Consider the following 24,157-nt stretch of genomic DNA (forward strand, 5'->3'; position numbering starts at 1 on the left):
GAAGCCAGGGGAGCCGCGAGAGCGACCGTGGCCGCGGCTACCCACAGCAGGCCGTTCCGGCGATTTGTCTTTTGCGTGTTTGGTCTGGTCATTTTTCTTTCCGTATACGTCTAGGGCTCTGCTATTACTTTCTTGGCGCTTCGCCTCTGCACGACTTGTACGGAAATACCCGTGGCCCTCTGGCCGAACCCGCCGATATTGCCAGCTACCAGCAAAGTACTACCATGTAAGATAATCAGGCCAGCCCGTGCCGAACTACAAAAATCCCCATTTAGACCGATTTACCACGCCGCCCATTTGTCCATATTTGCGCCGATTCTGGAGAGCAGTCGAACCGTCTCCCGACCGGCGCCGCCAGACCTCCCAGGAGCGACGCCGAGGGCGGCACCACGGGCACAGAACGGGTCATCGTTCCTCAATCCAGTCGCATGGTCTCAAGAGGGCATGTATCTGGATACGATCAACGACCGTGCAGAGACTGAGCGGAGTGTTGATCGGGGCCGTGTTCGGCATGGTCTTCGTGGCGATCAACGCGAACGCGCCCCTCCCCCCGTCAGCCGGTACGGCGCTCCGCGTCATCGCGGGGCTCGCGCTCGCGAGCGTGGTCGTCCTGTGGTTCCTCGCCGGCCGCCGCACCCGGGGCGGCGCCGCGGAACCCGGCGGCGCGCCCGGCGGCATGTTCAACCGCAGGTACGTGGTGATCGTCGTACTCGAAGCGCTGGCCCTGTTCGGCGGCCTCCGCGTGCTGGACGCCCTCGGCTGGCCGGAGCAGTCGGGCGTGGCCTGGATCGCCCTCGTGGTCGGCATCCACTTCGTCGCCCTGTGGCCGGTGTGGCGGGAGGTCAGCATCCTCGTCCCCGGCGCCGGTCTCACCGTCCTCGGCCTCGCGGGCCTGGCCATGGTGTGGACGGAGGCGGTCGCCTGGGTCCCGATCGTCAGCGGGGTCCTCTCCGGCCTGCTCCTGCTCGCCGGCTCCGCCTACTACGCGCAGCGGGTCTTCCGCGCCCTGCCACGCGGCTAGCCGCCCCGGCACCGGGGCCCGGTAGCCCGCGGAGAAACGCCCAGCGCGAGCCGCGGGTGCGGGACGAGGCGGGCTCTCGTCCTCACCCAGCGCCGTCTCCCGGTGCGCGCATCAGCTTCTCGATCTCGTCGGCGGCGGCGGTGGCGCCGCCCGCCGCCTCGATCTCGCCGCGCATCCAGTCGAGCCTCTCCCGTACGCGGGCGTCCGAGGCCACGTCCTCGACCGCCTGCCACAGCGTCCCGGCCGTGACCTGGCCGGGCGGGAGAGTCTTGCCGAGGCCGAGTTCGGCGATGCGGTCGGCGTTGGCGCGCTGCTCGGCCATCTGCGGCACCGCCACCAGGGGCACGCCGTGGTGGAGGCCCTCCATGGTGCCGCCCATCCCGGCGTGGGTGACGAAGGCGCGGGCGTGCCGCAGCACCGCCAGTTGCGGCACCTGCCGGTGCACCTCGACGTTGGGCGGGACCGGGCCCAGGCCGGCGGGGTCCGCCGCGCCCGTCGCGAGCACGACGCGCCACGGGCGGCCGGCCGCCGCTTCCAGGACCGTACGGTAGAAATCGGGCCGGTCGTTGTACCCCGTGCCGAGAGAGACCAGGACCACGGGCAGGTCGTCCGGCGGCTGCCAGTCACCCTGGAAGGCGCGGCCGGTCAGGGCGGGGCCGACGAAGCGGTAACCGGGGCCGAAGGTCTCGCCCGCGTACTGGAAGGCGCGCGGCAGCATGACCAGCCGGAGCTCCGCCCGCGAGCCCTGCATGAATCCCTGGACGTCGGCGCCGAGACCCTCCCTGCGCAGGAAGGCGGCCAGGCGCGCGAACAGGACCAGGAAACCGGGGCTGAGCGGGTTGAAGGTCGTGTACTTGAGGTGCATGGACCAGTGCTCGTTGCCGACCAGGTTCGGCCAGGTCTCCACGGACGGGACGTTCCACCGGTGGGCCAGGACACGGCCCCACCAGGCCATCGGGCCGTCGTGGACGACCAGGTCGGGGCGCTCGCCGTCGCCGAGCTGGGCGAGCACGGCCTTGGTCTCGCCGAGAAGCATGCGGGTGGCGCGGATGAACTCCCGGCCGTGCATCTGCGGCGCCGGCCGGCCCTTGAGCGCTTCCCAGGACGAGGTGAACGGGACGACCTCGGCGCCGGTCTCGGCGACCCGGGGCGCGTACTCCTCCGTGGTGGCGTACGTGACGCGGTGGCCCCGCCGCACCAGCTCGGCGGCCAGGCCGAGAGTGGGGTTGACGTGGCCGGCGGCGGCCGGGGCGAAGAATGCCAACGTTCCCATACTGCTGTATGTTAATACACGGGTATGGAATAAGGGAGGGCCCGTGCCGAAGAAGGTCGACCACGACGAGCGCCGCCGGCACATCGCCGAGGCCGTGCTGCGCATCGCGGGCCGTGACGGTCTCGACGCCGCCACGCTGCGGGACGTGGCGGCGGAGGCGGGCATGTCACTCGGCGCGGTGCAGTACTACATGCGCACCAAGGACGAGATGCTCCGGTACGTGGTCGCCTACCTGGGCGAGCAGGTCACGGCGCGGATCACGGCCGGGGTCGACTTCGCGTCCGTGGACGTGCGGGGCTTCCTGGTGTCGATGGCGACGGAGATGCTGCCGCTGGACGACCGCCGCAGGGCCGAGCGGCGAACCGGGCAGGCGTTCGGGGCCCGCGCCGGAGCCGTGCCCGAGCTGGCCGAGGCGCTGCGGGAAGGTCAGGCCTGGCTGCACGACCGGGTGGCGGATCTGATCAGCGAGGCGCAGCGGACCGGCCAGGCGGCGGGCGACCTCGATCCCGGGCACGAGTCGGTGGTGTTCCTGGCGCTGGTCGAGGGCCTCACGGCGGAGATCATGCTCGGCCTCCGGGACCCGGACGCGGCCCTGGCCGCCGTCCGCTACCACGTAGGCCGCCTCCTGCCCTGACCGTCAGGACCGGCGCCGCTCCCAGCGGTCCCAGAGGGCGGGGAGCTCGCTCTCCAGGAAGCGGTACAGCTCGGCGACGTTCGCCAGCCGCTCGCGGCGTCCGGGCGCGGCGCCGGACAGGACGGTGAGGCCGCGTTCGGTCACCTGGCGGAAGGCCGTGGTCTTGGCGTAGCGGTTGGCGAGCATCCGGCTCCAGCCGTCGGCGGCGATGCGGAAGTACTCCTGCCGGTCGCCGCGCCTGCGCACCCCCTCGACCAGGCCGCTCGGCGTGAGCAGGCGGGTCGTGGAGCTGATGGAGCTCCGGCTGACCTGCAGCGCCTGCGCGAGCTGGGCGGCGCTCTGCTCCGGCGGGTCGCAGATGAGCAGCCACCCGATGACCCGCCCGGCGATGTGCGGCAGGCCCTCGGCGGCGAAGAAGGCCGCGACGTCGTCGACGAAGTCGAGCTCGGCGTCCGTTGGCTCGGTCATGATCTCATTGTCGTGTTCTCGCCGGGGTCCCCGCGCCCATCGGCCGGTGATTCGCGCAGGAAGCCGGTGATGAGGGCGTTGACCCGCTCGGGCTCCTGCCGGTTGGACCAGTGGCCCGCGCCCTCGATGAGCTCGAACCTCGCCCCGGGCACGAGCCCGGCCGCGGCCCGGGTGTGCCGGGGCCGCACGCCCGCGTCGTGGCTGCCCTGGATGAACAGCGTGGGGCAGCTGATCGTGGGCAGCTCGGGGCGGAGGTCGACGCGCATCCGGCGGAACCCGATCGAGTCGTTCTGCCAGTCGGAGGAGCCGGCCCCGTTGGCGAGGACGTCGGCGTGGTACTCGTCGACGATCTCCTCGAAGTCGGCGACCGGCCCGGCGAACAGGGCTCGCCTGGCGAACCACGCGCAGGCGGCCCGGCTCCGGAAGACGAGCGACGGGATGGTCCGGTTGAGCAGGCGCGACTTGGCGGTGAGCCAGAGCATCTGGTGGACGACGGGCGGGAACGAGATCACGCCCGCGGGCGCGAGCGCGACGAGCCGCGACACCCGCTCCGGATGCCTGATCGTGTACGCCAGCGCGATGGCGCCGCCCTGGGACAGGCCGACGAGCGCCGCCTGCCGCAGGCCGAAGTGGTCGAGCACGGCGGTGACGCACTCGATCATCCGGTCGTGGCCCGCGAAGCCCTGCCACGGCTTGCTTTCGCCCTGCTTGGGCCAGTCGAGGGCGAGGACCCGGTGCTCCGCGGCGAGAGCCGGGATCGCGTGCCGCCAGCTCAGCAGCGCGTTGTCGTTGCCGGCGCCGCTGAGCAGGAGCACGGGAGGACCGGTGTCGCCGCGCACGATGACGCGCAGGCTGCCTTCGGGCTGAGGGATGTGGACGCTCTCACCAACCATGCCTCCACCGTACAGTCACTGCAGTAATGACTGCAATGACTGGCATCATCAGGGCCGGCATCGCGGTGCGACCACCGCCGTCAGGACGGGCGGAGATCCTTGTGGTAGATGCGGAAGTCACAGGAACCGGCCAGATGCGGCGCGAGGTCGGGGTGGCTCTCCTCCAGGGAGCCGACGCGCACGACCCGGTAGCCGATCCGGGTGTACCACTCGTTCAGGTACTCCTTGAAGGGATGCGTCCACTCCCGTGGCGCCAGCAGCTCCAGCTGCATGACCTCCGCGCCCCGCTCACGGCCCAGCCGCTCGGCGAACCCCACCAGCCGCGACCCGATGCCGGCGCCCCGGTAAGCGGGATCGGTGGCCAGCATCCCGAACTCGGCCTCCCCGCCCTCCAGCCGCCGCACCCGGACGCCACCGACGACCCGGCCGTCCAGCCACGCCACCGCGATCTCCCCGGCGCGGATCAGCTCCGCCATCTCCTCCGTGCTCGTACGGGAGACCTCGCGGGCCCACAATCCCTCTTCCGAAGCGGTGTAGACGCGGTTGACCAGCTCGGTCAGCTCACCGACGAGCGCCGCGTCGCCACCGGCGGCAGCGGGCAGCAACCGGACCTCGACCTGCGACATCGATCCTCCGTACCGGTTCTCCTGGCGCCAATCTACCGTCGCGCCCGGTCGATGTCGCCGGGCCGGACGGGCCCCGCGTCAGGTGGCGACGGCGTCGGTGTAGGGGACGCGGAACGTCGCCGAGAACTCGGCGAGCAGCGCGGCGTCCCCGCTGAGCGTCACCGCCCCGGACGCGACGGCCGCGCCGGCGTCGAGCACACCCGCGAGCAGGTCGCGGAAGCCCGGCCCGGCGACGATGACCAGGTCGGGATCGGGATGCCCGCCGGCCTCGACCGTGACCGTGCCGTCGCGGACCGTCGCGCACGCGACCGCCTCGCCCGACCTCACGACGTACACCCGGCTCCGCCCCTCCGGCGGAGCCTCTCCCCCGCCCGCGGCGACCCTGAGCCCGGCCACCAGGGCGGCCTCGGTGACCACCTCGCCCTCGTGCGGATCGCGCATCGCGGCGGCGCCCCAGCGGCCGAGCGCGTCCAGGGCCGGCGCGAGCTCCCCGGCCCGCGGAGTCGCCCGGTAGACGACCGATCGGCCCTGCCCGCCCTGCAGCTCCCTGGTCACCAGCCCGTCGCCTTCAAGCTCCTTCAGTCGCGTGGCGAGGATGTTGGTCGGTATGCCGGGAAGGCCCGCCGCGAGGTCGGAGTATCGCCGCGGCCCCACCAGCAGGTCGCGGAGGATCAGCAGGGTCCAGCGCTGCCCGAGGACTTCCGCGGCGCGGGCCAGGCCGCAGTACTGGCCGTATTCGCGAGTACGCACGAGCACATCCTAGGTCGTTGACTTCACTTCTACAAGCATGCTTCACTTTTGCAAGTAGCTACCCCGGACAGAGGAGCGGACCATGACCAGTGACCTGATCGTCGACATCTTCCTGTCGGTCGACGGATGGGCGGGAAGTGATGGGCTGCCCGGATACTTCGGCTACTTCGGGCCCGAGCTCGAGGAGTGGATCAACGCGGAGAGCGACGCGCCACAGCTGGTCGTGATGGGCCGCCGCACCTACGAGGCGCTGGCGGGGCTTCCCGAGGAGGCCAAGGACGCGTCGTGGCAGCGGCTGACCGGGCTGGACAAGGTCGTGTTCTCCACGACCTTGACCCGGGTCGCCTGGCCGAACACCAGGATCCTCCGGGGCGACCTGGCGCACGAGATCCGGCGGCTGAAGGCCGGGAGCGCGGTGCCGCTCCGCACGATGGGGAGCCTGTCGCTGGCCCGTCAGCTCGTCAGCGCGGGCCTGGTCGACCGGCTCCGGTTGATGACCTTCCCGCTGTTCGCGGGCGACGCGGGCCGCGACCCGGCGTTCGCCGGCATCACGTCCGCCGACCTCGAACTGGCCGGCCACCGCGTTCTGGACGGCCGGATCCTGCTGAGCGAGTATCGGCCCACGGGCAAGGACATCCCCCGGGCCTGAGGCTCAGGACGAGGTTCTGACCCGGGCGGCCTGCTCCTCCTGGACCTCGCGGGCGGTACGCAGGAAATCGAGGATGACGGCCAACTCCTCAGGCCCGTACTTCTGCAGCGCCTGGGCGCCCGCCCGGCCCACCGGGACGAAGATCTCCGCCTCGGCCGAGCGGGCGGCGTCGGTCGCGGCGACCAGGACGCGGCGGCGGTTGCCCGGATCGGGCGCACGCGACACCATGCCCGCCCGCTCCAGCCGATCGATGACCGTGGTGGTGGCGGCCGGGCTGAGCTTCAGCGCGGCGCTGAGCCGACCCGCGGGCAGCGGGCCGCCGGCCAGCACCACGTCGAGGCAGCGCAGGTCGGTGCGGTTGAGCCCGAGCCGGTCGGCGGCCGCCTCGTCGAAGGCGTCGAAGCTCCGCTGCAACCGCCGGAGCTCCATGGCGATCTCTCCGATGACGCTATTCTTCGACATTCGAAACTTTCTGATATCGTACATTTCGCTGATCGAACCAACGATATCATCCTGCGGAGGCACCGCCATGCGCCCGACCACCCTCACCGACACCGCCCAGATCGAAAGGCTCTTCGCCGACTTCCTGGCGGCCTGGACGGCGGGTGACGCCGAGGCGTTCGGCGCGCTGTTCACCGACGACTCCGACTACGTCTCCTACGACGGCACCATCGCCCGCGGCCGCCTGGAGCACGAGCGCAACCACGACAAACTCTTCCGCGGCGTCCTGGCCGGCTCGGCGCTGGTCGGCGAGCTGGAGTCGGTCCGCCACCTCACGCCGGACGTGGCGGTCGCGCACGGCACCGCCTCCGTCCTGATGCCGTGGCGCACCACGCTTCCGGCGCGGCGGCTGTCGCGGCAGACCATCGTCCTGGCGCGGACGGCGGCCGGCTGGAAGATCAGCGCCATTCACAACGGCCGCGTCCGCCCCGTCACCGTCCCCGAGCCCGAAGCTTTCCCGTCCAAGATGTCCCAGCTGATGGCGCGCGTCGCCCGCCGGCTCGGCCTCGGCCGCCGCTGACCCCTAAGTCGTGTGCGCGCAGCCCGGAGCCGGACGGCGGGCGACGCCGGCGAGCACCAGGTCGAGTTCGGCCAGCGACTCCTCCAGCGCGGCACGCTGGTCCGGGGCGCGTGCGATGTCCAGGGCGCTCTCGCAGATCCCGCCGTACAGCAGCGAGGTGGCGGGGTCCAGCGGCCGGTCCGGGATGCACCCGGCCTCGATCGCGATGGCGAGCCCGCGCCGCATCTGCTCCTTGCACCCGGCCTGGATGTCGCGCATCGCGGACCAGCCGAGCGCGCCCGGCGCCTCGACCAGGGTGATCTTGCGTACGGCGGGTTCGAGTGACGCCTCCAGCAGCCGCCGGCAGCCCGCCGCCACCCCGTCCCACGGATCCGGCTGGGCCTGGAACGCCTGCCTGACGATCGCCGCGAGCGCCTTCTGGTCGGCGGCGTAGACCTCGCGGAAGATGTGTTCCTTGTTGCTGAAGTGATGGTAGAACGCGCCGCGGGTCACGCCGGCCCTGGCGCAGATCTCGTCCACCGCGGTGGCGGAGAAGCCGTCGCCGATGAAGAGCTCGCGCGCCGCCGCGACCAAGGCGCCCGTGGTCGCCCTGGTGCGTTCGTGCTGGCTCCGCCGCACACTCGTGTTCCCTGCCACCCGCGCATCTCCTCCTGCTCCGAACCCGAGGTTAGAAGAACATACGCGGCGAACGTGTCGCCCCGACCGTGCAGCGGTATCACGTCGTCATGCGGTCGCCTGAAGGATGTCCGCCAGTGCCCGCGGCGCGGTGACCATGGCGTCGTGGCCGGCGTCCAGGACGGTGGCCGCCCAGCCGTGCTCGCCGGCCAGCCGCGGGAACGGCATGGGGCCGCCGGGCGTGCAGAGCACCGCCCGGCACGCGATCGCGTCGACGGCCCCGGACAGCCTGGTCGGCTCGGAGAACGTCCGCCGGGGATGGGCCGTCAGCAGGGGCTCCAGCCATGCCACCTGATCAGGTTCCGTCACCCCGACGGCGGCCGCCGGGGAGGGCGGGATCATGCCGTCCACGGTGACCGACTCGATCCAGTCGAGAAAGAACGCGGGAGCCAGGTCGTCCAGCGACTCCCCGTCCCGGCCCGCCCAGGCGTCGACCATGACGATCCGGGAGACGCGTTCCGGCACCCGGTCGGCGGCCTCGCGCACGACCAGGCCGGCGTAGCTGTGCCCGACGAGCACGACGTCCCGCAGATCCTCGTACCTCAGCAGGCCCAGCAGGTCGTCCACGTGCGTCCGCAGCCCGATCTCCGGACCGGCCAGGTGGGCCCGCTCGCCGAGACCGGTCAGCGTCGGCGTATAAACCTCATGACCCGCCTCCCGCAGCCGCGCGGACACGTGCCGCCAGCACCAGCCGCCGTGCCAGGCCCCGTGGACCAGCACGTACGCCGTCATCGCGGCACCGCCTTCGCCCGCTCCCGCCAGGCGGCGAACCGCGCCGCGGCGTCGGCGGTGGACAGCCCGAGTTGCTCGCACATCTGATGGAAGTCGAAGAAGAACCGCTCGTGGCGGATCAGCCCGTCCCGCACTCTCCAGTGGCAGGCGAACGGCAGCGCGAAGGCCCGGCCCGTGGGCTCGATCCCCACCAGGCTCTCCATCATGGTGGCCCGGATCGTCCCGGCGCCGACGACCAGGTCATCCGCCGCGGCGAGATAGTCGAGCTCCACCCCGTAATCGGGAAAGGCGCGCAGGAACGCGGTGGTCTGCCGGGCGACCTCGTCGAGGCCGGTCGCGACGGCCTGGAACGCGATCGTCTCGAAGACGGTGTCCTGACCGCAGTACCGCAGGGCCTCCTGGACATCGGCGCGGCTCTTGGCCCGCGCGTAAGCCCGGACGACGTCAGCCGGTGTGGTGCGCTGTTCCGACACTGCTCCTCCTCAGTTCGTCTCGCCGACGGCGAGCACGACCTTGCCCCTGGTACGCCCCGAACCGAGGAGGTCGTGCGCCTCGGCCGCCTCCGCCAGCGGGAACACCGCGTCGACGTGCACCTTCAACCGCCCCTCGGCCACGAGGCCGGCCAGCGCGTCGAGCCCGGCGCCGTCGGGATCGACGAGGTAGCCCGCGGCACGCACGCCGAGCTCGCCGGCGCGCTCGTGCAGCCCGGGGGTCCAGGCCGCCTGCCCGCTGACCAGGATGCCGCCCGGCCGCACGCACTCCAGCGCCCTGAGCCCGGCCTCGCCGCCGAACATCTGGACGACGACATCCATGTCACGCGCCACGGTCGTGTGGTCGATCACTTCGTCCGCCCCCAGCCCGCGGACGAAGGCATGCTTGGCCGGGCTCGCGGTGCCGGTCACATGGGCGCCGCGGGCTTTGGCGATCTGGACCGCCAGGTGCCCCACGCCCCCGGCCGCGCCCGACACGAGGACCCGCTGTCTCGGGGCGACGGCGGCGACCTCGGTGAGCATCTGCCACGCCGTCAACCCGGCCAGCGGCAGCGCCGCCGCCTCGGTGAAGCCCAGGCCCTCCGGCATCCGGGCGAAGTGGCGGGCGGGAGCGGTGACGTACTCGGCATAACAACCCGCGGCCCGGGGGAACCACGGCATCCCGAACACCCGGTCGCCGGGCCGGAACCGGGTCGTCCCGTAACCGGTCCTCACCACCGTCCCCGCGACGTCCCAGCCGTTGACGAACGGCAGGTCGAGCACCCGGTTGTACGCCTGCCCCCGGCGCGTGAAGACGTCCACCGGATTGACCCCGGCCGCCATGACCCTCACCAGCACCTCGCCGAACACCGGCACAGGCTCCTCCACCTCGACCAACGCCATGGCCTCGGCCTCTCCCCACGCCGCCTGCCGCATCGCCCGCATGACCGCCCCTCCTGGATTGATGACGTCAAGGACGATACATACATACACCATGTATGTAAATGTGGAGGCATGGTCGTACGGCGGCCGCCGTGGACGCTCGCAGGACCATGCAGGCCGAAGCCGTGGCAACCTCAACGCCTGCACATCGTCCAGTGGCCCACCTGTCCGCTGCGGACATGGCAGGGTGCACCAAGCCAGCACCGCGGCCCGGCCCTCAGGCGTACGCGGATGACACTCCGAAGGGAGCACCGTGAACAACTTCCTCGCCCGCCTGTGGCTGCTCATCCGCGGACCGCTGCAATGGCGTCTGCTGTGGTTGTGGAACGCCAAGTTCATGATCGGCGTCACCGGCGTCGTCAGAGACGAAGAGGGCCGCGTGCTCCTCCTGCGGCACCGCATGTGGCCGCCCGACCGGCAGTGGGGCTGCCCCACCGGGTACGCCAACCGGGGCGAGAAGTTCGAGGACACCGTCATCCGCGAGGTGCGGGAAGAGACCGGTCTGCACGTCAAGGTGGGGAGTCTCATCCACCTCAAGAGCGGATACCGGCTGCGGGTGGAGGCGGCTTACGAGGCCGCGTTCATCGGCGGCACACTCGCGATCGATCCCGCGGAAATCCTGGAGGCGACATGGTTTTCGCCGCACGACCTCCCTCAAGGGCTGCAGGAGTCACACAAGCTCCTCATCCAGCGCACACAGCCCTGAGCCCGGGACCCCTGTCTAGTCGCTACCCGGTGAAACGGGAACGCGCTTCGGAGTCGATGAACCGCAGGACGCGGGTGTTGACCAGTTCCGGCGCCTCCAGTGGAAGCCCGTGGCCGATGCCCGGCACGATCTCGGCGCGTACGCCGGGGATGAGCGCGCTCGCACGGCGTAGCGCCTTATGAGGGCTGAGCAGCATGCTGCGCCCGGCGAGCAGGACGAGCGCGGGGACGCGTATCGAGCTCAGCTCCTCGTCGGTGAAGGGCCTGGCCGCCGGACGGTAGGAGGGACGGTACGTACGCGAGCTCAGCACGATCGGCGCCATCAGCCGGGCCGGGGCGATCAGCGCGTGGTTGGCCAGCACTCGCGCAAACCAGGGTCGGCACCGGCGAGGAAGGAGCATCGCGAACAGGCCGCCGATCGTGCCGGCCAGGAAGCGGAGGGGGACCTTCTGCAGACCGCCGGGGTCGAGCAGGGTGACGGAGGCCAGGCGTTCGGCGCCGTAAACGGCCTGGTTGAGCGTCAGCCAGCCGCCGTAGGACAGGCCGACCAGATGGACCCGGTCCAGACCGAGCCTCTCAAGCACCTCGTTCACCCAGGCGGCGTTGTCCCGGGAGTCCTTGACCACGGTGTGCTGGACGCTGCGACCGGGGTCGTCGATGGTGTCGATGGCGTAGACGGGGTGGTGCTCGCCGAACGCCTCGATCTGCGGGTACCAGTTGGAGAAGTTCGCGCCGTGCCCGTGCAGCAGCACAATGGGCTCTCCCCGCTCGACACCCGCGCGATACACATGCACGACGCCGAAGCGGGTTTCGACGTCGAACTCCTCCCGGGGCTCGGGCCACAGGCTCATGGCCTCCTCGTAAGCCTTCAGGAACCTCTCTCTGGCCTCGTCGCTGACGAAGCGGCCGACGGCGGTCCTGGTCATCGAGCTCTCCTCAATTTTGGTAGTACCATCGTACTACCAAAATCGTACAAGAAAGTGAGTCGCATGCCGAAGCTGGCTGACCATGGCGAGCGTCGCGCCCAGATCGCCGAGGCACTCCTGCGCATCGCCGGGAGCAGGGGGCTGCATGCCGTCACCATGCGGTCGGTCGCGGCGGAGGCGGGCTTCGCGGTGGCTGTCGTGCAGTACTACTTCGAGTCCAAGGAGAAGCTGCTGCTGTTCGCGCTGCAGCACCTGGCGCAGCGAGTGGGCGAGCGGGTCCGGGAGCGGGTGGCCGAGGCCGGCTCGAACGCGAGCCCCCTGCGCGTCGTCGAGGCCGTTCTCGCTCAGGCGGTTCCCGCGGACGAGGAGAGCCGGATCTTCCACCTCGTGTACACGGCGTACGCGGTTCTGTCGGTGACAGATCCGGCGCTGGCTGCCCAGCCCTTCCTGGACGCCCCCGACCAGATGCAGACCTTCGTCGCCGACCGGCTGCGCGAGGCCCGGGACGCGGCAGAGGTAGCCGCCGACCTCGACCCGGAGAGCGAGGCGGCCGGGCTGCTCGTCATGTCGGCCGGTCTGGGCACCAGCGTCCTGCTCGGCCAGCGCAGCGTCGAGCAGGCCCTGGACATCCTGCGCTATCACCTCGCCCGCATCGCCCTGCCTGACATCCCGAACGCCGACACCGCACGCGCGGCCCACGAGCCGAATGCCGGCCATCGAGAAGCCCGTCCGACCTGATCTTCTCCAGCCTGGCCTCCGCAGCTACCAGGCCGATACAGGTCGCCCAACACGGCGCTTGGAGTCGTCCCAGTCGGGGAGCAGGTCGGCGTTGGTGTAGGAGCTGATCTCCAGGCGGGCCGAAGCGCCGTGGACAGGTCAGACGCAAGCCCCCGTGGCCCTGGCACGCTCGGCTTGTCCCGGGTCGATGGCGGACGAGATGATCAGGCCTCCACCTCAACCACCTACGACCCCGGCGTGACGCATGGCCATCATCCCGGAGCTGGAGCGCCCCCGCCGGAGGCATGGGTTTCCTCGGCGCTGGGGGCTCAGATGACACGCCCTCGCATGCGATCATCGTGGTTATGCCATCGATCAGAAAGGGCCATGCCGCGTAGGCGCCCTTCCGAGGTCCGTACACGAGGATCGGCGTGTGGGACCCACAGAGCTGTGATCCATCATGTTCCCGGGCTTGGCCGTCGTCCCATGGCCGCGGTGATCGCCCTCGAACACACCCGCATGTGGCCCGGCGCGGTGGCGGCAGCCCTGGCGGCCTGGCAAGAGGCGACCCTGATGGGGACCGCTGACCGCGTCTTCTTCAGGTGCGAGTGCCATGAGTGCACCGGCGATGCGCCCCGCCGGCGACTTCAACAGGCTCTCATCGGCTTACCGCCGTGGGCCAGGGCGCATCTGTATGCCTTGGTGCTGCCCGTCGACCTGTATTACCTCCGCCGAACCTCACCCATGCCGCCTACGTCGCCCGATTCGGATTGGGCGTGGTGGCAACGGCGTCGTTGGCGTGAGGATCGGAGCGTGTAGAGGCGGAACGTGCTGGCGCGCGCAGGCGGCGCGGCAACCCCGGTCGAAGTGTTCGGTCGGTACGGCGGGCCCGGCGTGTGGTGCCCGGCCCGGTGTCCCGCCGCCGTCCGGGACCGGCCCCAGGCCGCACGCCCGGACGACGGGCGGGCGGAGGGCCGGTGGTACGGCGGCGCGCCGCGCCGCCGCTTGATCTTCACAAGGACAACTCGGCAAGGTACATGGCAACGCACGAGGCTGTGTCGCCAGGTGCTGCCTCCACAGTTGCTTGAGCTCAACAAAACATCTAGACGGCTCTTCACGGCCGTCGCTAACTTCTCCAGCGTGACAACCATGGATCACAAGGAACTTCATGCGTCCGCAACGGACTTCGCCAGGCGGGCTCTGGACGCCTACGTACGCAACGACATAAGGGTAGTGCTGCTGAATGCCGCCGTCAGCCTTGAACATCTATGTAAGGCATATTTGTGCAGCCTAAGTCCCGCCCTATTGGCGGATATCAAGAATGGCACCTTCGACTCTCTGGTGCTTCTTACTGGACATGGACACATGATTCAGAACCCAAAACACCTCCGGACCGTTGGCGGGTTGGAGGCATTTAGGCGCACACAGCTATTGCTACCGAAACCACAAACACCGGAGGCGCCGATCAAGCAACTAATTAACGTGAGAGACGGCGTTATACATATGGGCCACCTAGATAGGCACGAGAACAGGGAATCATTTGCCACCTATCTACGATTCAGCGATAAACTTTGCGATGCGCTTGGTTCATCGAGAGATCAACACTGGGGGCCACATAAAGATCTTGTAGACTCACTAATATCCGAATCGCTGGATGAGATAGCAAGAATGGTTCGATTTCGAATCTCGCAAGCAAAAGATCGCATAGAGTCACTCCTAAGGCACTTCCCTGAGGATCAGCACGAAGTAGTACTGATGGCACGACAGGTTCGCCATACCGGCGAATCGATCCACGGCCTGGAACAGATAGAACACGCATGCCCGGCATGCCCGAACCGCGGATCGGTCTACACCGGCAGGCTCGACATAGCGAGAGACGCCGACCCGGACTACAAACCAGTCAAGCCGGACGGGAAACGGCCATTCGTCCTGAGGGGCGAAATGTTCGTTTGCAGCTCATGCGATCTCCGCCTATCAGGCTCTGACGAGCTTAAGGCAGCAAACTTGCCATTTTACATGCCTTACGAGATCACCCAAGATGTCGATATTAGCGATCTGAAGCACCCAAGCCCCTCGGACCTAGATGACCTCGAACCTCTAGATCCTGATCTCATCGACATGGACTCTGTCGAGGCACGAACTAACTACTACTCATGGAAACTGCGTCACTCAGACCCTAATTATGAATATGACTACGAATACGACTCGCAAGATCCCGATCCCGAGAACTGGAGATAGCCTAAAAGGCCTACACTAGAACAGCCGACTGGTACTCCTGAGTTAAGATCAATCGAGCAGTTCCGGACGTCGACTGGTGAGAGCTCCACGAGCTGTTACGAACCGTTCGTGAAACTCCTCTGCGAGCGCTTCGCGGCGGTAGCGCTGCCGTAGAACGCGGTCCAGGTCTCCTGCGCGGTTGACCAAGTCCGTAAGGGAGCGTCGGTCGATGTCGAACGCGGCCAGACCCTCAGCAACCGCCACGTCGAGATCCCCACGCCGGGCGTGAACTATGCCAAGGTCTATATGGGCGTCTGCCACACGCATAGGAGCGTTAGAGGTGCCGTCCGGACGGGTGTGCATCTGGATGGTTTCGCGGGCGTGTTCTTCGGCGCGGTCGTCGTCGGCGAGCCAGGTGTAGCAGGTGGCGGCGTAGAAGATCCACTTGGCGTGGTCGAAGACGAAGTGGTGGTCCGGGTGGTCGGGTATGGGCAGGCTGCCGAGGACTTCGGCTCCGCGGGTCAGGGCGCGGTCGGCTTCGCGGCGGTCGCCGATGCGGGCCAGGCCGCGAGCTTCCTGCAAGGTGAGTTGGACCATGGCGCTGCTGGTGCCGGCTACTGCCTGCCCCATCCGGGCGGCGGTCACGACATCCTTATAGCGGCCTTCGACGAGGGCGAACCACGCGGACATCTCGTGTGCCCAACCCACGAGTTCCCCGTGCCCGACCTGGCGGCCCATCTCGAACGCGGTCCGTCGCGCGGTCTCAGCCTCCTCCCTCTCCCCCAGGTCGTAATGCACGCACCCCAGCAAGGCGGTAAGCCATCCAGTGATCACCAGCAGTTCGCGGTGCTGGTCAAGAGTGAGGCGCCCGGCGAGTAGGTGGTTGATCTGGGCAAGGCGCTTCTGTGTACGGTCTCGTAGCGTGCCTGCGGGCACGACCGGATAGGCACGGCACAGCAGATCGACGGCTTCGGCGAGGGCTTCCAAGGTTCCGGTTCCGACGTCGGACGCCTGGAGTTGCTGGGCGAGTTCCATGGTCCCGTACAGCTCAGCCTCGGCCCGCAGGGCATCCACCGGCATCACTCGGGCCTCGATGAGGCGGCTGCCCGTCTGCCTGTTTTGGGCGAATCCGAGTGCTTCCGGCTCCAGGCCGGTCAGTTGGGTCAGCGCCAGGCGGTAGGGCGTGCGGGGCCATCGGACTTCACCGGCCTCCCAGCGTCGGATTCGCTCCTCGTCACACGCGAGTCGCTCGGCGATGCCGATCGGAGTGGCGTTGATCTTCCCAGCCATCTCCCAGCGGGAGAGCCTGTGCTCGTTTCTCCAGGCACGTAGCCGCACGTTTGGGATGTAGTCGGGCATCTGTGGGCCTTCCTCCCGGCTGGGGGCTCGAAAGGGGAAACAAGGAGGCCGATCAGGGGTCCTGTTCAGACGCGGTTGCCGGTGGACTTGTCATCAATCAACCACGGTACGTCACGCGGCCTCCCGCACACAGGGAACGCCGGATGAACGAGGAGATGGCGACGGTGATCCGGCCTGATGAGAAGAGTGAGACCTTGCCCTGCCCGGCTTGCCGGGGACGCGGGATCAACTGCGTGTTTTGCGTCGTGCGCTTCTCGTCAGTGACGGCGACGGAGATGAGTTCTCAAGCAGGGAGTGGACGTGTCTCGACTGCCTCGGAAGCGGCCGGGCCGAAGGGAGCGCGAAATTAATTCGATCATGGCGGCGGTAGCCGGTTTCCCCACCGACAGGGAGGAGGCCGACGCGCTGATCCGGTTGCGGGATCGGCTCGTGGGCCTGGGCGTCAACGCCGAGCTGCGTGACAACAACACCGCCCTGATGGTGCATCGGCCGGATCCGGGTCTGCCGGTGTGGGTGTTCGTCGGGTACGGCGGGGCCTACTACTCCTGGCAGAACGCCGAGAAGCGGCACCCGGCCAACGATGTCGAGGGCGCGGCGAACGTCCTGACGGAGCACGTGGCCAGGTGAAGACGGACGCGACGAGGCTGGTGATGGAGCCCCGCCGGGAGGGGACGGGCCGTCACTGGTGCCTCGTCGCGTCCCCTGTCCCGGCAGGTGGTCTCAGTGGCGCCCCCGCGGCTACCTTCCCAGGCCGGCCGCTGCGCCGCCTGCCGGGCTTTCTCGTGTACGGCTTGGCTTCCGGCAACGGCGTGGACAGGCAGCGACGAGCCGCAAGTTTGGTAAACAACTTGTCGGCTGTTGGACGGTCATGATGTCGCTTGAGTCCGTACCCCCGAAGTATGCGCAGCTTGTGCAGACTCTCCAGAGGCGCATCGAGTCCGGGGACTACCCGCCCGGCGAGAACCAGCTCATCCAGGAGTTCGGCGTCTCCCGTCCCACCGTGGTCGCCGCTCTGCGCGTGCAGCGCGAGCAGGGCTGGATCGAGTCCCAGCAGGGCAAGGGCCGCTTCGTACGGGGCCGCCCGGCGATGGCCTCGATCGAGCAAAAGCGCCCTGGACAGACCTACCTCACCCAGCCGGAGATCGACTCCACGGGCGAGATTGTCGAAGTGGGCGCGGTGGCCGCATCGAACCGGGTTGCCGTGCTGCTCGATGCGCAGCCCAAGAACAAGGCGTTCATACGTCGGCGGCTGATCGTGCGCGAGGGCGTGCGGTTCGATCACATCGTGGAGCAGATCACCGCGCGCATGCCTACAACCGCAGATGCCGGGCAACTGGCCATGCCCAAGAACGCCCCGCTCCTGGCGGTGTTCGGCGCGGTCCGTGACGCTTCCGGCCGACCTCTTGTAGTCGTCGAGGTCCTGCTACTGCTGACCGGCACGAGTTGGAAGACGCCTACCCGATCATGTGATGGGCCTGCCGTCTATCCGCAGCGGAGGTCCCCATCGTCGGGGCTGAGGTCGCCGAACTCCACGGTGAGTTCCATGTCGTCTCCCGTGTCGTCGCCGAAGTTCAGAGACACCTGCGCTTCTTCTTTGGTGTCGGCTCCGCTGATGCGAGCCTTGTCGTAGTATGCGCGGATCTCGCCCTGAGACAGGCCGGTCCGAAGCACCAGTTGGACGCGGTACTCACAGTAGTCTCCATTCCCGCCCCGTATCTTGCCAAAGGTTGCGTCGCTGCCTTCGCTCTCTGTCTTGGGCGGTAGCGGATAGGCAAGTACTCGCTCGCGGAAGTCGTCGAAGCGGGCATCGTCGCGCCACACCGGCATCATGATCAGCAGGGCCAGCCCGGCTATCGGAACGATCACGACCACGGCTAAGCAGCCCCACAGAATGCGCACCAGATCCTCCGTAGATATCGGACTATCGGCCCGGGCGACTGTCTACCGCACTGGTGACACGGCCGTCACCTCGCCTTAGGCACTTGGCGTAGCGAGCTACGTCAGAGTTACGGCCTAGCTATTTGATCGTCGGCGCGGTCGAGCCCGTCAAGGACTTCGACGCCTCGACCAACGGCCGCTTCAGCTGGCTGGGCGTTTCTCGTCGAGGTCCCAGGCCTCGTGGCTCTGAGCCAAAGCGCCACCTGACCAACGATCCGGAGGGCACGGCGAACGTCCTGACAGAGAACGTGGCTAGATGAAGACGGGCACGACGAGGCGAGTCATGAAGTTCAGCCGCCCGCAGCGGCACGCCAGGTCGTCGAGCCAAGGGTCCATGAGTCCGCCTCACCAGGGGCGATAGCCGCCGGGCGAAGCCCGGCGCCAAAGAAAACGCCCGAGCGCAGCGAGGCCCTTTGTGGACGGGCGGGCGTGCGGGGTCAAGGGATGCCCGGGGCAAGGGGTGGGTGCGGACGAAGTCCAGGGTGGGCGGTACTGGGTTCGAACCAGTGACCCCTCGCTTGTAAGTCAATCCAGGAAGGGGCGGGACCAGCACCAACACCCGCCCTGACCTGGCCCTGCAGTCCATGGCCGTCCCACCTCGTCCAGGCTCGTCCATGGCGATTGTCACCCAGATAGTCACTCAGGCGGCAGCCTCCGTCATCAGCCGGGCAGCAGTGTGAAAGCCTCGATATGGCGTGGGCGCACGATTCGGAAGTGCCGGTGGTCGACTGTCGCGACCTCCCTCAGCCCCAGGCGCTCGGCGATCGCGATGACGGCGGCGTCCACCAGCCCGAGAGGAAGGTTGACGTACCTCTCGACCAGTTCCGCCATTCGAGGGAGGTCTTTGTCCTCCAGCTCGGCTACGTGGAAGCCGCTACCGCCGAACGACTTCAGGAACGTGACCTCGGCTTGTGGGCCGACACGCGACTCCAGGAGATAGCCGACCTCTCCCATTACCGGCGACGGCACGAGCAGCGGTCCCTGCGCCTCGCGAAGCAGCTTGAGACAGGCCTGGTGGTGCTTGTCCTTGGCGTTGCCGACAGCGAGAAGGACGCCGGTGTCGCACAGAAGCACGTCAGCGGCCCATCTCGGAGCGCAAGATCTCCTCATGGCGTTCGGCGAGGTCCGGCTCAGCTTCGAACGACGCGAAGAACGGAAGGTCACGCTCCGCGGGGGCAGGCTCGTCCAGACGGCCACGGATCAACTCCAGAGCCGGACGTAGCTCTGACTCCGGCAACTGGTCCACGAGATGGTGCAGTTCCTCGCGCATGACGCTCATACCTAAGAGTGTAGGTCCAGGCAGTGCCCGTACCAGGCGCGATCACCACGATCGCCTTCAGCTCTTCGTGGGCGACGCGCCGTTTCCTCCGGTGTCGTCCGGAGCCGCCGGGAGCGTGCCATCGATGATCCCTGAAGAAAGCTGTGACGCCAGGTCGTTTCGGTCATAGCTACAAAAGACTCTGCTCAATTGGCGGATAAGGAACCAACGGGAATCAGGATCGAGCTCGGCCAAGAACTGGTTGATAAGTTCTGCGATCGCCGCTTCATCTGGCCTCTGTCCGCTAGTTCCTGATGGAGGAGCGATCAGGGCGACGGCAAGTTCGATGTCGTCGGCGTGTTTCGCCAGGTTGATCAGGCGATTCGGGTCAGTACCGAGCCACCAGAGCCGGGCGGTGTGAGCATCGCCAAGCACAGTGTCCCGAAAGATCGCGAGACGTTCGACCTCGGCTTGCTGCCGCATGACCTCCAGGTCCCTGGCACGCGCCTGGCGAGCGAACTCGACGTCCTCGGGGTCGACGACGAGTGTCGCCTGGGCATGATGAGGGCCGGCATGTGTTCGAAAGCGGCGCAGTGCCATGTCGAGAGCGCTTTCCGCCTCCTCTCGATGGAGAACCGAAAACGACCTAGTTACATCCCTGGCTTCGGCGACGAGTTGATCACACACCGACAGAAGGGTCTCGTCGGGCACCGCCGTTCCCTCCGGCAGGCGCCAGGAGACAGTAATCCGGGCGCGGAACGATACGTTTCTCCGATCGCTGGGCAACACCAGTTCGAGCGTGCTGGAGCAGGTGGTGAAGGAGGGTTCCGGTACCGGTCCACGCATAAGCCTACTAAGCCAGTCTCGGAGGCCCACTTGTCACCTCCTCCCGGCCGTATGTGCCCGTGGGTGTGATTCCGGGAGTGAGCGGATCGAGTTCGGCGATCTCACGCGACAGTTCGACGCAAAATCCCTCACGATCCACGCCGTCTAGGGGAGCCGAGTTCGCCCAGTGCCAGACCAGGCGGATGAACATGCTTGTGTCCCGGCTGGTCCGGCAGGCCGCGAGCAGCACCGTGCGAACGACACCACTGTCCGCGGCGCCGCTGACAGCGTGCTCCAGCCAGGCGACGGCCGCGGTCTTGGCCAGACCAGCAGTGTCAGAGTCACGCAGGCTCATGCGCCAGCCGTCCGCGATGAGACCGATTTGTCGCTCGTCTCGACCCGAGTCTCGCAGGAGCAGCAGGCGGCCGTCGTCGAGGCGGTGAGCGGCGAGAGCGGCGAAGGCCCACAGCCCGGTACTGCGGGCAGGTTCCGCGCCCTGTATCCATCCGATGATCTCGGTCAGCACGCGGACGAGCAGGCGCGGCCGGGTGGCCAGCCGTGTGATCGCGTCGACGACCGCTTTACGGACACTTTCCGTGCCGAACCGGGCGAGGTTACGGAGACGAGTCAGCGCGGCACGGTCGAACCCCTCTTCAGCCATCTGCCCACCGCAGACCTCCGCGATAACGAGGTGCAAGGGTTCGCGTTCCTGGCCGGGCTGCCGCGCCCATCTATACATTCTGTCGCGTACGGCCCGTCCTAGGCTGTCGCTCATGGCACCCGCCGTGAGGAGCATCGCCGCACGGTCTGCCGCGGACGTGGCCCACTCCTGCACTGTCTCCAACACCAGTTCGGGGCGGCCGTCGCGTAGGGCCAGGTTGAAAATGACCTCGGCAGGTCGTCCGTCCGGAAGTTCCCTGAGCCAGGTGACCAACTGATTCTGGAAGAACGGCCGGTCCTGCCACACGTAGTCCAGTACGGCGGTGCCATACCGATAACGGGTGAAGTGGATCAGCCCCTCCTCATCTCTGTCGGCACCGACGTCGTCCAGGTGCTGGGCAATACCTGGGCCGATCAGCCCTCGCCCGGGAAGGTAGGACGTGCCGGTGAGAGCGCAGAGCCGGTCGGCAGCATCGAAGACCCTCTCTGAAGGTCCACCTTCCAGCGCGGCGACCGACAGCAGCAGAGCGCGTTTGTACCCGTCCCCCAGGGAATCAGTCCCTTGGAACCAGGCGCTCAGGTCTTTCTCCCAGTTCCAGTAGGCCGACAGGACCTCTTCGACCGCGTCGTTCTCCGGCGTCCGATGCCCCGACTCATAGACATGCTCGGCCAAAGACACGGCGTCCGCCGGGGAGGCGTCGGCCAGCACTCCGGCGATTTGGACGTGCGTCGCCCACGCCCCGGCCCGCTCCCGCGAATACTCGTGCCGCACGGTCAGATACGCATCGAACACCCGCGTCGCGTCGCCGGCCGTGAGTTTCACCATGGCAAGCCCGGCCACGAGGTCGAGCGCCTTCCGCTCCTGATCGGCGGCGACCACGATAAGGTAGGAGCCTGCCTCCTGCAGCCGCGCGACGTAATCCGGCACCGCCCTGCCCACGGCGGGGATGAGATTCTGCTCAGTGTCCTGCAGATTGAGTAGGTAGGCCCGCCTCTTCTCGGCGTACAGCGAGGCCTGGACGTTCTCTTCGTCAAGTGTCAGCCACTCCGGGGTCACGCCCAGCTCGACCGCCACGTTCACGGCGCTGATGCGCCGACCGGTCCCCGGCTCGGCGCACAAGATAACCGCACCGGTCTCGCGCGCTGCCATCACAGCCTTCGAGAAGCTGCCGTCCTCGGGTCGCACGTAGACCGCACGCATTCGCTCGATGTCCTGCTTGCCAAGCCTGCGTGGCCGAATCCATCTGCTGGTGAAGACGAACTGGCCGTGAAAGGTGCTGTTGATGAAGGCGGCCTGCGGCGTCATCGTGTCGCCTTCCATGATTACCGTTCCCCGAAGTGAAAGTCGCCGTTGAAAGTGCCGTCAGTGAAAGCCTGCTCGACCCGTTCGTTGAACACGGGACCGCCTCGCCCATGCCGCCCGCGGTCCTCCGGCGTACGAACGCTCACTTCGGCGGCATCGGATTCCGTCTCGCGGAAAGTGAGGCGTGGCACATAGATCCACGCCTCCTCCTGGAAGCCCTTTTCCGGCACCTCCGCTGTCACCCGCTGAAACTGGCTCTCATGGACACCCGTGTAACCGCCCAGCACCGTGTCCCGGAAAACACGCTGGGAGACGATCGCCCCGATGAGCGTAACCTCGGGGTCCGTAGCGGCCATGATCTGCTTCAACTGCTTCGAGTCGAGCAACCGGAACGTGTCATTGGTGGTCCTGCTGATGCGATCGCGCTCCGGGTCGCCCCGGTCGTGGACCGGCCCCACGTTGATGCTCACTCGCAGCCTCATGAGGAGTTTCCGGTCAGCCGAGCGAAGAGCCGGCCCGTTCTCCCACAACGTGGTCTGGAGGCTGTCAAGGAAGGGATGGATCAGGAAAGGCAGATGTTCTGGGGCGACACCGAAGACGTACGCATCGCCGGGTTTGTCAGGGAAACGCTTCTCTCGCCAGATACGCTCATGGCCGCAACCGGTGAACGCCTGCTGGAGGATATCGGGAATCATCTTGCTCAGCTCGGGAAGGTGTCTATCCCGGTTCCCGGTGAACTTGACGACATCCACGGCGAGCAGCCCGCGGTAGGGCGGCAGGGGATGGCTGTGCAGAAGGGGGAGCATAACGCTGTCTCCTCGTGTGGTCCCGTTATGGATCGACTCCACCATGCCGGTCATTTCCTGAGCGCACTGTCCAGAACTAGACGTTCGGAGGAAGCAGCTCCCTGTAGCGCGTCAAGGTCCCGAATCACGATCCGCTGCCTGTAGGTCTCCACGGCCCCCGTGCGTCGGAGCGTGGCCAGTTCCGACGCCACCGCCGACCTCGACAACCCCGTCGCCGATGCCAGATCGGACTGGGACAGGCGAACCTCCAGCCCGGTCGCCAGCCGGATCAGAGTACGTGCCACGAGCACGGGGGCGGACAGACTCGCAAGCTCCGCCCTGATGGCCTCGCCCTCACGCAGACGCTGGATGGCGCGGCGGATCAGCATGCCGTGCAAATTGAATGTGCGTACGATTTCGTGGAACCGCGCGGCCGTGACCGCGTGGGCCAGACACGACGTTAGCGCCGAGACCATTGCCGACCGCTCGCCGTCGTCCAGAACGGCCATCTCTCCAAGTAGATCTCCTGGCCCGCGTACGGCCAGCAGAAGCTCGCCACCGTTCGGCTCGAGCCGGGTCACCTTGACGTGACCGTACGCCAGCAGGAGCACGTGAGTCCCGTCCGCCCCCTGCCGTAACAGCACGTCTCCCGGCTTGTAGCGGCGAAGCACGCCTTCCTCGGTCAGGGTACGCCAGACGGATCGAGGAAAGGAGTCCATGATTCATGCGTATGCCAGAGCGGAGACTCTGGCAACCGGAAAAAAGGAGCTAGAGGAACAGCTGAACCACCGAGGAACCGACTGTCGCTACAACGGACACCAGTAGCAGCCAGAAACCCCACCGGATCAGCCCATACTTCCTCGTGACAATCATGCTGACAACACGGATCTGCTCGGCCAGTGCGGCTAGGTCACCTTCACTGTCCGATTCACGCAGTGCGTCGGTTATCTCCGCTGTGGATCTGTACCTTCGGACATCACCAAAATAGGTGATGCCGAACGCCCGATGTGTGAGACGAGGATAAACCGCGTTGGCAAGGCAGAAAAGCGCTCCCAACGCGCAGGCCGCCCCGCACCACCAGAGCCATCGCACTCCCGGGTCCAGCATCAACGGCGACCAATTCCCTGCTAGGAACCCACCTGTCACCGCTCCGACGCCGACCCCCGCCACACCGAGCAGCACCTGCGCCTTCGTGTCCGCCCGGTTCAGCTCCTCCCGTGCCTCGCCGAACAGCCGAGTGGCATGCACCAGCGCCCGCGCGTCACGATCCTTCCTTGACACCTTCGGTCGAGCTGTCCAGCCGAACACCG

28 protein-coding genes are annotated in these 24,157 nt (G+C 67.6%); 9 read left to right on the forward strand and 19 right to left on the reverse strand.

Annotated elements, in window-relative coordinates:
• Positions 1–469 precede the first annotated feature (469 nt).
• Complete coding sequence (locus ACIBF7_RS18675; protein ID WP_222708869.1) at positions 470–1,021, forward strand: hypothetical protein; 552 nt, start codon at positions 470–472, stop codon at positions 1,019–1,021.
• A gap of 82 nt (positions 1,022–1,103) precedes the next feature.
• On the opposite strand, the gene ACIBF7_RS18680 is transcribed toward ACIBF7_RS18675, so the two are convergent.
• Positions 1,104–2,294, reverse strand: coding sequence for a macrolide family glycosyltransferase (locus ACIBF7_RS18680; RefSeq protein WP_397197670.1), 1,191 nt, complete (start codon positions 2,292–2,294; stop codon positions 1,104–1,106).
• A gap of 43 nt (positions 2,295–2,337) precedes the next feature.
• Here ACIBF7_RS18680 and ACIBF7_RS18685 point away from each other — a divergent pair, with 43 nt between their 5' ends.
• Positions 2,338–2,928: a TetR/AcrR family transcriptional regulator gene (locus tag ACIBF7_RS18685; RefSeq protein ID WP_148030220.1), complete on the forward strand. Its 591-nt coding sequence runs from the start codon at positions 2,338–2,340 to the stop codon at positions 2,926–2,928.
• Positions 2,929–2,931: 3 nt separating this feature from the next.
• Here ACIBF7_RS18685 and ACIBF7_RS18690 read toward each other — a convergent pair whose 3' ends face one another.
• The 4 genes from ACIBF7_RS18690 to ACIBF7_RS18705 all read right to left on the reverse strand — a co-directional run bounded on the left by ACIBF7_RS18690 (position 2,932) and on the right by ACIBF7_RS18705 (position 5,665).
• Positions 2,932–3,396: a GbsR/MarR family transcriptional regulator gene (locus ACIBF7_RS18690; protein ID WP_148030219.1), complete on the reverse strand. Its 465-nt coding sequence runs from the start codon at positions 3,394–3,396 to the stop codon at positions 2,932–2,934.
• Positions 3,393–4,289: an alpha/beta fold hydrolase gene (locus ACIBF7_RS18695; protein WP_397197671.1), complete on the reverse strand. Its 897-nt coding sequence runs from the start codon at positions 4,287–4,289 to the stop codon at positions 3,393–3,395. Before ACIBF7_RS18695 ends, ACIBF7_RS18690 begins: the two co-directional genes overlap by 4 nt.
• Before the next feature lie 80 nt (positions 4,290–4,369).
• Positions 4,370–4,915, reverse strand: a complete 546-nt coding sequence (locus ACIBF7_RS18700; RefSeq protein WP_397197672.1) for a GNAT family N-acetyltransferase — start codon at positions 4,913–4,915, stop codon at positions 4,370–4,372.
• 78 nt (positions 4,916–4,993) lie between these two features.
• Positions 4,994–5,665, reverse strand: coding sequence for a winged helix-turn-helix transcriptional regulator (locus tag ACIBF7_RS18705; RefSeq protein WP_397197673.1), 672 nt, complete (start codon positions 5,663–5,665; stop codon positions 4,994–4,996).
• 82 nt (positions 5,666–5,747) lie between these two features.
• Between ACIBF7_RS18705 and ACIBF7_RS18710 the strand changes: the two genes are divergently transcribed.
• Positions 5,748–6,314, forward strand: a complete 567-nt coding sequence (locus tag ACIBF7_RS18710) for a dihydrofolate reductase family protein (protein WP_148030215.1) — start codon at positions 5,748–5,750, stop codon at positions 6,312–6,314.
• Positions 6,315–6,317: 3 nt separating this feature from the next.
• Here ACIBF7_RS18710 and ACIBF7_RS18715 read toward each other — a convergent pair whose 3' ends face one another.
• Positions 6,318–6,776, reverse strand: coding sequence for a MarR family winged helix-turn-helix transcriptional regulator (locus tag ACIBF7_RS18715; protein ID WP_397197674.1), 459 nt, complete (start codon positions 6,774–6,776; stop codon positions 6,318–6,320).
• A gap of 67 nt (positions 6,777–6,843) precedes the next feature.
• Here ACIBF7_RS18715 and ACIBF7_RS18720 point away from each other — a divergent pair, with 67 nt between their 5' ends.
• Positions 6,844–7,335 carry an SgcJ/EcaC family oxidoreductase gene (locus ACIBF7_RS18720; protein WP_397197675.1) on the forward strand — a complete coding sequence of 164 codons (492 nt, stop codon included), beginning with the start codon at positions 6,844–6,846 and terminating at the stop codon, positions 7,333–7,335.
• 3 nt (positions 7,336–7,338) lie between these two features.
• On the opposite strand, the gene ACIBF7_RS18725 is transcribed toward ACIBF7_RS18720, so the two are convergent.
• The 4 genes from ACIBF7_RS18725 to ACIBF7_RS18740 form a co-directional block, all read right to left on the reverse strand.
• Entirely contained in the window at positions 7,339–7,971 is a 633-nt protein-coding gene (locus ACIBF7_RS18725) for a TetR/AcrR family transcriptional regulator (RefSeq protein WP_397197676.1), read from the reverse strand.
• A gap of 87 nt (positions 7,972–8,058) precedes the next feature.
• Positions 8,059–8,742: an alpha/beta fold hydrolase gene (locus tag ACIBF7_RS18730; RefSeq protein WP_397197677.1), complete on the reverse strand. Its 684-nt coding sequence runs from the start codon at positions 8,740–8,742 to the stop codon at positions 8,059–8,061.
• A complete protein-coding gene (locus tag ACIBF7_RS18735) occupies positions 8,739–9,215 on the reverse strand; it encodes an ester cyclase (protein ID WP_397197678.1) in 477 nt (158 codons plus the stop codon). The genes ACIBF7_RS18730 and ACIBF7_RS18735 overlap by 4 nt, the downstream gene beginning before the upstream one ends.
• 9 nt (positions 9,216–9,224) lie before the next feature.
• Positions 9,225–10,157, reverse strand: coding sequence for an NADP-dependent oxidoreductase (locus ACIBF7_RS18740; protein ID WP_397197679.1), 933 nt, complete (start codon positions 10,155–10,157; stop codon positions 9,225–9,227).
• A 250-nt stretch (positions 10,158–10,407) separates the two neighbouring features.
• Here ACIBF7_RS18740 and ACIBF7_RS18745 point away from each other — a divergent pair, with 250 nt between their 5' ends.
• A complete protein-coding gene (locus tag ACIBF7_RS18745) occupies positions 10,408–10,860 on the forward strand; it encodes an NUDIX domain-containing protein (protein WP_397197680.1) in 453 nt (150 codons plus the stop codon).
• Between the two features lie 22 nt (positions 10,861–10,882).
• Here ACIBF7_RS18745 and ACIBF7_RS18750 read toward each other — a convergent pair whose 3' ends face one another.
• Positions 10,883–11,785, reverse strand: coding sequence for an alpha/beta fold hydrolase (locus ACIBF7_RS18750; protein ID WP_397197681.1), 903 nt, complete (start codon positions 11,783–11,785; stop codon positions 10,883–10,885).
• Between the two features lie 63 nt (positions 11,786–11,848).
• Between ACIBF7_RS18750 and ACIBF7_RS18755 the strand changes: the two genes are divergently transcribed.
• On the forward strand, positions 11,849–12,523 hold the full coding sequence (locus ACIBF7_RS18755) for a TetR/AcrR family transcriptional regulator (RefSeq protein WP_397197682.1): 675 nt from the start codon (positions 11,849–11,851) through the stop codon (positions 12,521–12,523).
• 1,119 nt (positions 12,524–13,642) lie between these two features.
• Positions 13,643–14,740, forward strand: coding sequence for a hypothetical protein (locus tag ACIBF7_RS18760; RefSeq protein ID WP_397197683.1), 1,098 nt, complete (start codon positions 13,643–13,645; stop codon positions 14,738–14,740).
• Positions 14,741–14,788: 48 nt separating this feature from the next.
• Here ACIBF7_RS18760 and ACIBF7_RS18765 read toward each other — a convergent pair whose 3' ends face one another.
• On the reverse strand, positions 14,789–16,078 hold the full coding sequence (locus ACIBF7_RS18765; protein ID WP_397197684.1) for a hypothetical protein: 1,290 nt from the start codon (positions 16,076–16,078) through the stop codon (positions 14,789–14,791).
• Positions 16,079–16,435: 357 nt separating this feature from the next.
• On the opposite strand from ACIBF7_RS18765, the gene ACIBF7_RS18770 reads away from it, so the two are divergent.
• A complete protein-coding gene (locus ACIBF7_RS18770; protein WP_397197685.1) occupies positions 16,436–16,705 on the forward strand; it encodes a hypothetical protein in 270 nt (89 codons plus the stop codon).
• 241 nt (positions 16,706–16,946) lie between these two features.
• Positions 16,947–17,708, forward strand: a complete 762-nt coding sequence (locus tag ACIBF7_RS18775; protein WP_397197686.1) for a GntR family transcriptional regulator — start codon at positions 16,947–16,949, stop codon at positions 17,706–17,708.
• Between the two features lie 968 nt (positions 17,709–18,676).
• Here the strand turns inward: ACIBF7_RS18775 and ACIBF7_RS18780 are convergent.
• The 7 genes from ACIBF7_RS18780 to ACIBF7_RS18810 form a co-directional block, all read right to left on the reverse strand.
• Positions 18,677–19,090, reverse strand: a complete 414-nt coding sequence (locus tag ACIBF7_RS18780) for a type II toxin-antitoxin system VapC family toxin (protein WP_397197687.1) — start codon at positions 19,088–19,090, stop codon at positions 18,677–18,679.
• Between the two features lies 1 nt (position 19,091).
• The gene (locus ACIBF7_RS18785) at positions 19,092–19,295 is read right to left on the reverse strand and encodes a hypothetical protein (RefSeq protein ID WP_063843019.1); all 204 of its coding nucleotides are present in this window, start codon (positions 19,293–19,295) and stop codon (positions 19,092–19,094) included.
• Between the two features lie 57 nt (positions 19,296–19,352).
• A complete protein-coding gene (locus ACIBF7_RS18790) occupies positions 19,353–19,985 on the reverse strand; it encodes a hypothetical protein (protein WP_397197688.1) in 633 nt (210 codons plus the stop codon).
• A 142-nt stretch (positions 19,986–20,127) separates the two neighbouring features.
• Positions 20,128–22,080, reverse strand: a complete 1,953-nt coding sequence (locus tag ACIBF7_RS18795) for a hypothetical protein (protein WP_397197689.1) — start codon at positions 22,078–22,080, stop codon at positions 20,128–20,130.
• Between the two features lie 2 nt (positions 22,081–22,082).
• Complete coding sequence (locus tag ACIBF7_RS18800; RefSeq protein ID WP_397197690.1) at positions 22,083–22,922, reverse strand: hypothetical protein; 840 nt, start codon at positions 22,920–22,922, stop codon at positions 22,083–22,085.
• Positions 22,919–23,566, reverse strand: coding sequence for a Crp/Fnr family transcriptional regulator (locus ACIBF7_RS18805; protein WP_397197691.1), 648 nt, complete (start codon positions 23,564–23,566; stop codon positions 22,919–22,921). Before ACIBF7_RS18805 ends, ACIBF7_RS18800 begins: the two co-directional genes overlap by 4 nt.
• A 49-nt stretch (positions 23,567–23,615) precedes the next feature.
• Entirely contained in the window at positions 23,616–24,155 is a 540-nt protein-coding gene (locus ACIBF7_RS18810) for a Pycsar system effector family protein (RefSeq protein WP_397197692.1), read from the reverse strand.
• Between the last annotated feature and the right edge of the window lie 2 nt (positions 24,156–24,157).

It is taken from the genome of Nonomuraea sp. NPDC050478, from assembly GCF_044458265.1.
Taxonomy (GTDB): domain Bacteria; phylum Actinomycetota; class Actinomycetes; order Streptosporangiales; family Streptosporangiaceae; genus Nonomuraea; species Nonomuraea ferruginea.

Coding starts and splice junctions, on each gene's coding strand:
- ACIBF7_RS18680 (WP_397197670.1), bottom strand. CDS start 2,294: ATGGGAACGTTGGCATTCTTCGCCCCGGCCGCCGCCGGCCACGTCAAC.
- ACIBF7_RS18690 (WP_148030219.1), bottom strand. CDS start 3,396: ATGACCGAGCCAACGGACGCCGAGCTCGACTTCGTCGACGACGTCGCG.
- ACIBF7_RS18695 (WP_397197671.1), bottom strand. CDS start 4,289: ATGGTTGGTGAGAGCGTCCACATCCCTCAGCCCGAAGGCAGCCTGCGC.
- ACIBF7_RS18700 (WP_397197672.1), bottom strand. CDS start 4,915: ATGTCGCAGGTCGAGGTCCGGTTGCTGCCCGCTGCCGCCGGTGGCGAC.
- ACIBF7_RS18710 (WP_148030215.1), top strand. CDS start 5,748: ATGACCAGTGACCTGATCGTCGACATCTTCCTGTCGGTCGACGGATGG.
- ACIBF7_RS18715 (WP_397197674.1), bottom strand. CDS start 6,776: ATGTCGAAGAATAGCGTCATCGGAGAGATCGCCATGGAGCTCCGGCGG.
- ACIBF7_RS18720 (WP_397197675.1), top strand. CDS start 6,844: ATGCGCCCGACCACCCTCACCGACACCGCCCAGATCGAAAGGCTCTTC.
- ACIBF7_RS18730 (WP_397197677.1), bottom strand. CDS start 8,742: ATGACGGCGTACGTGCTGGTCCACGGGGCCTGGCACGGCGGCTGGTGC.
- ACIBF7_RS18740 (WP_397197679.1), bottom strand. CDS start 10,157: ATGCGGGCGATGCGGCAGGCGGCGTGGGGAGAGGCCGAGGCCATGGCG.
- ACIBF7_RS18750 (WP_397197681.1), bottom strand. CDS start 11,785: ATGACCAGGACCGCCGTCGGCCGCTTCGTCAGCGACGAGGCCAGAGAG.
- ACIBF7_RS18755 (WP_397197682.1), top strand. CDS start 11,849: ATGCCGAAGCTGGCTGACCATGGCGAGCGTCGCGCCCAGATCGCCGAG.
- ACIBF7_RS18765 (WP_397197684.1), bottom strand. CDS start 16,078: ATGCCCGACTACATCCCAAACGTGCGGCTACGTGCCTGGAGAAACGAG.
- ACIBF7_RS18770 (WP_397197685.1), top strand. CDS start 16,436: ATGGCGGCGGTAGCCGGTTTCCCCACCGACAGGGAGGAGGCCGACGCG.
- ACIBF7_RS18775 (WP_397197686.1), top strand. CDS start 16,947: ATGATGTCGCTTGAGTCCGTACCCCCGAAGTATGCGCAGCTTGTGCAG.
- ACIBF7_RS18785 (WP_063843019.1), bottom strand. CDS start 19,295: ATGAGCGTCATGCGCGAGGAACTGCACCATCTCGTGGACCAGTTGCCG.
- ACIBF7_RS18795 (WP_397197689.1), bottom strand. CDS start 22,080: ATGGAAGGCGACACGATGACGCCGCAGGCCGCCTTCATCAACAGCACC.
- ACIBF7_RS18800 (WP_397197690.1), bottom strand. CDS start 22,922: ATGACCGGCATGGTGGAGTCGATCCATAACGGGACCACACGAGGAGAC.
- ACIBF7_RS18805 (WP_397197691.1), bottom strand. CDS start 23,566: ATGGACTCCTTTCCTCGATCCGTCTGGCGTACCCTGACCGAGGAAGGC.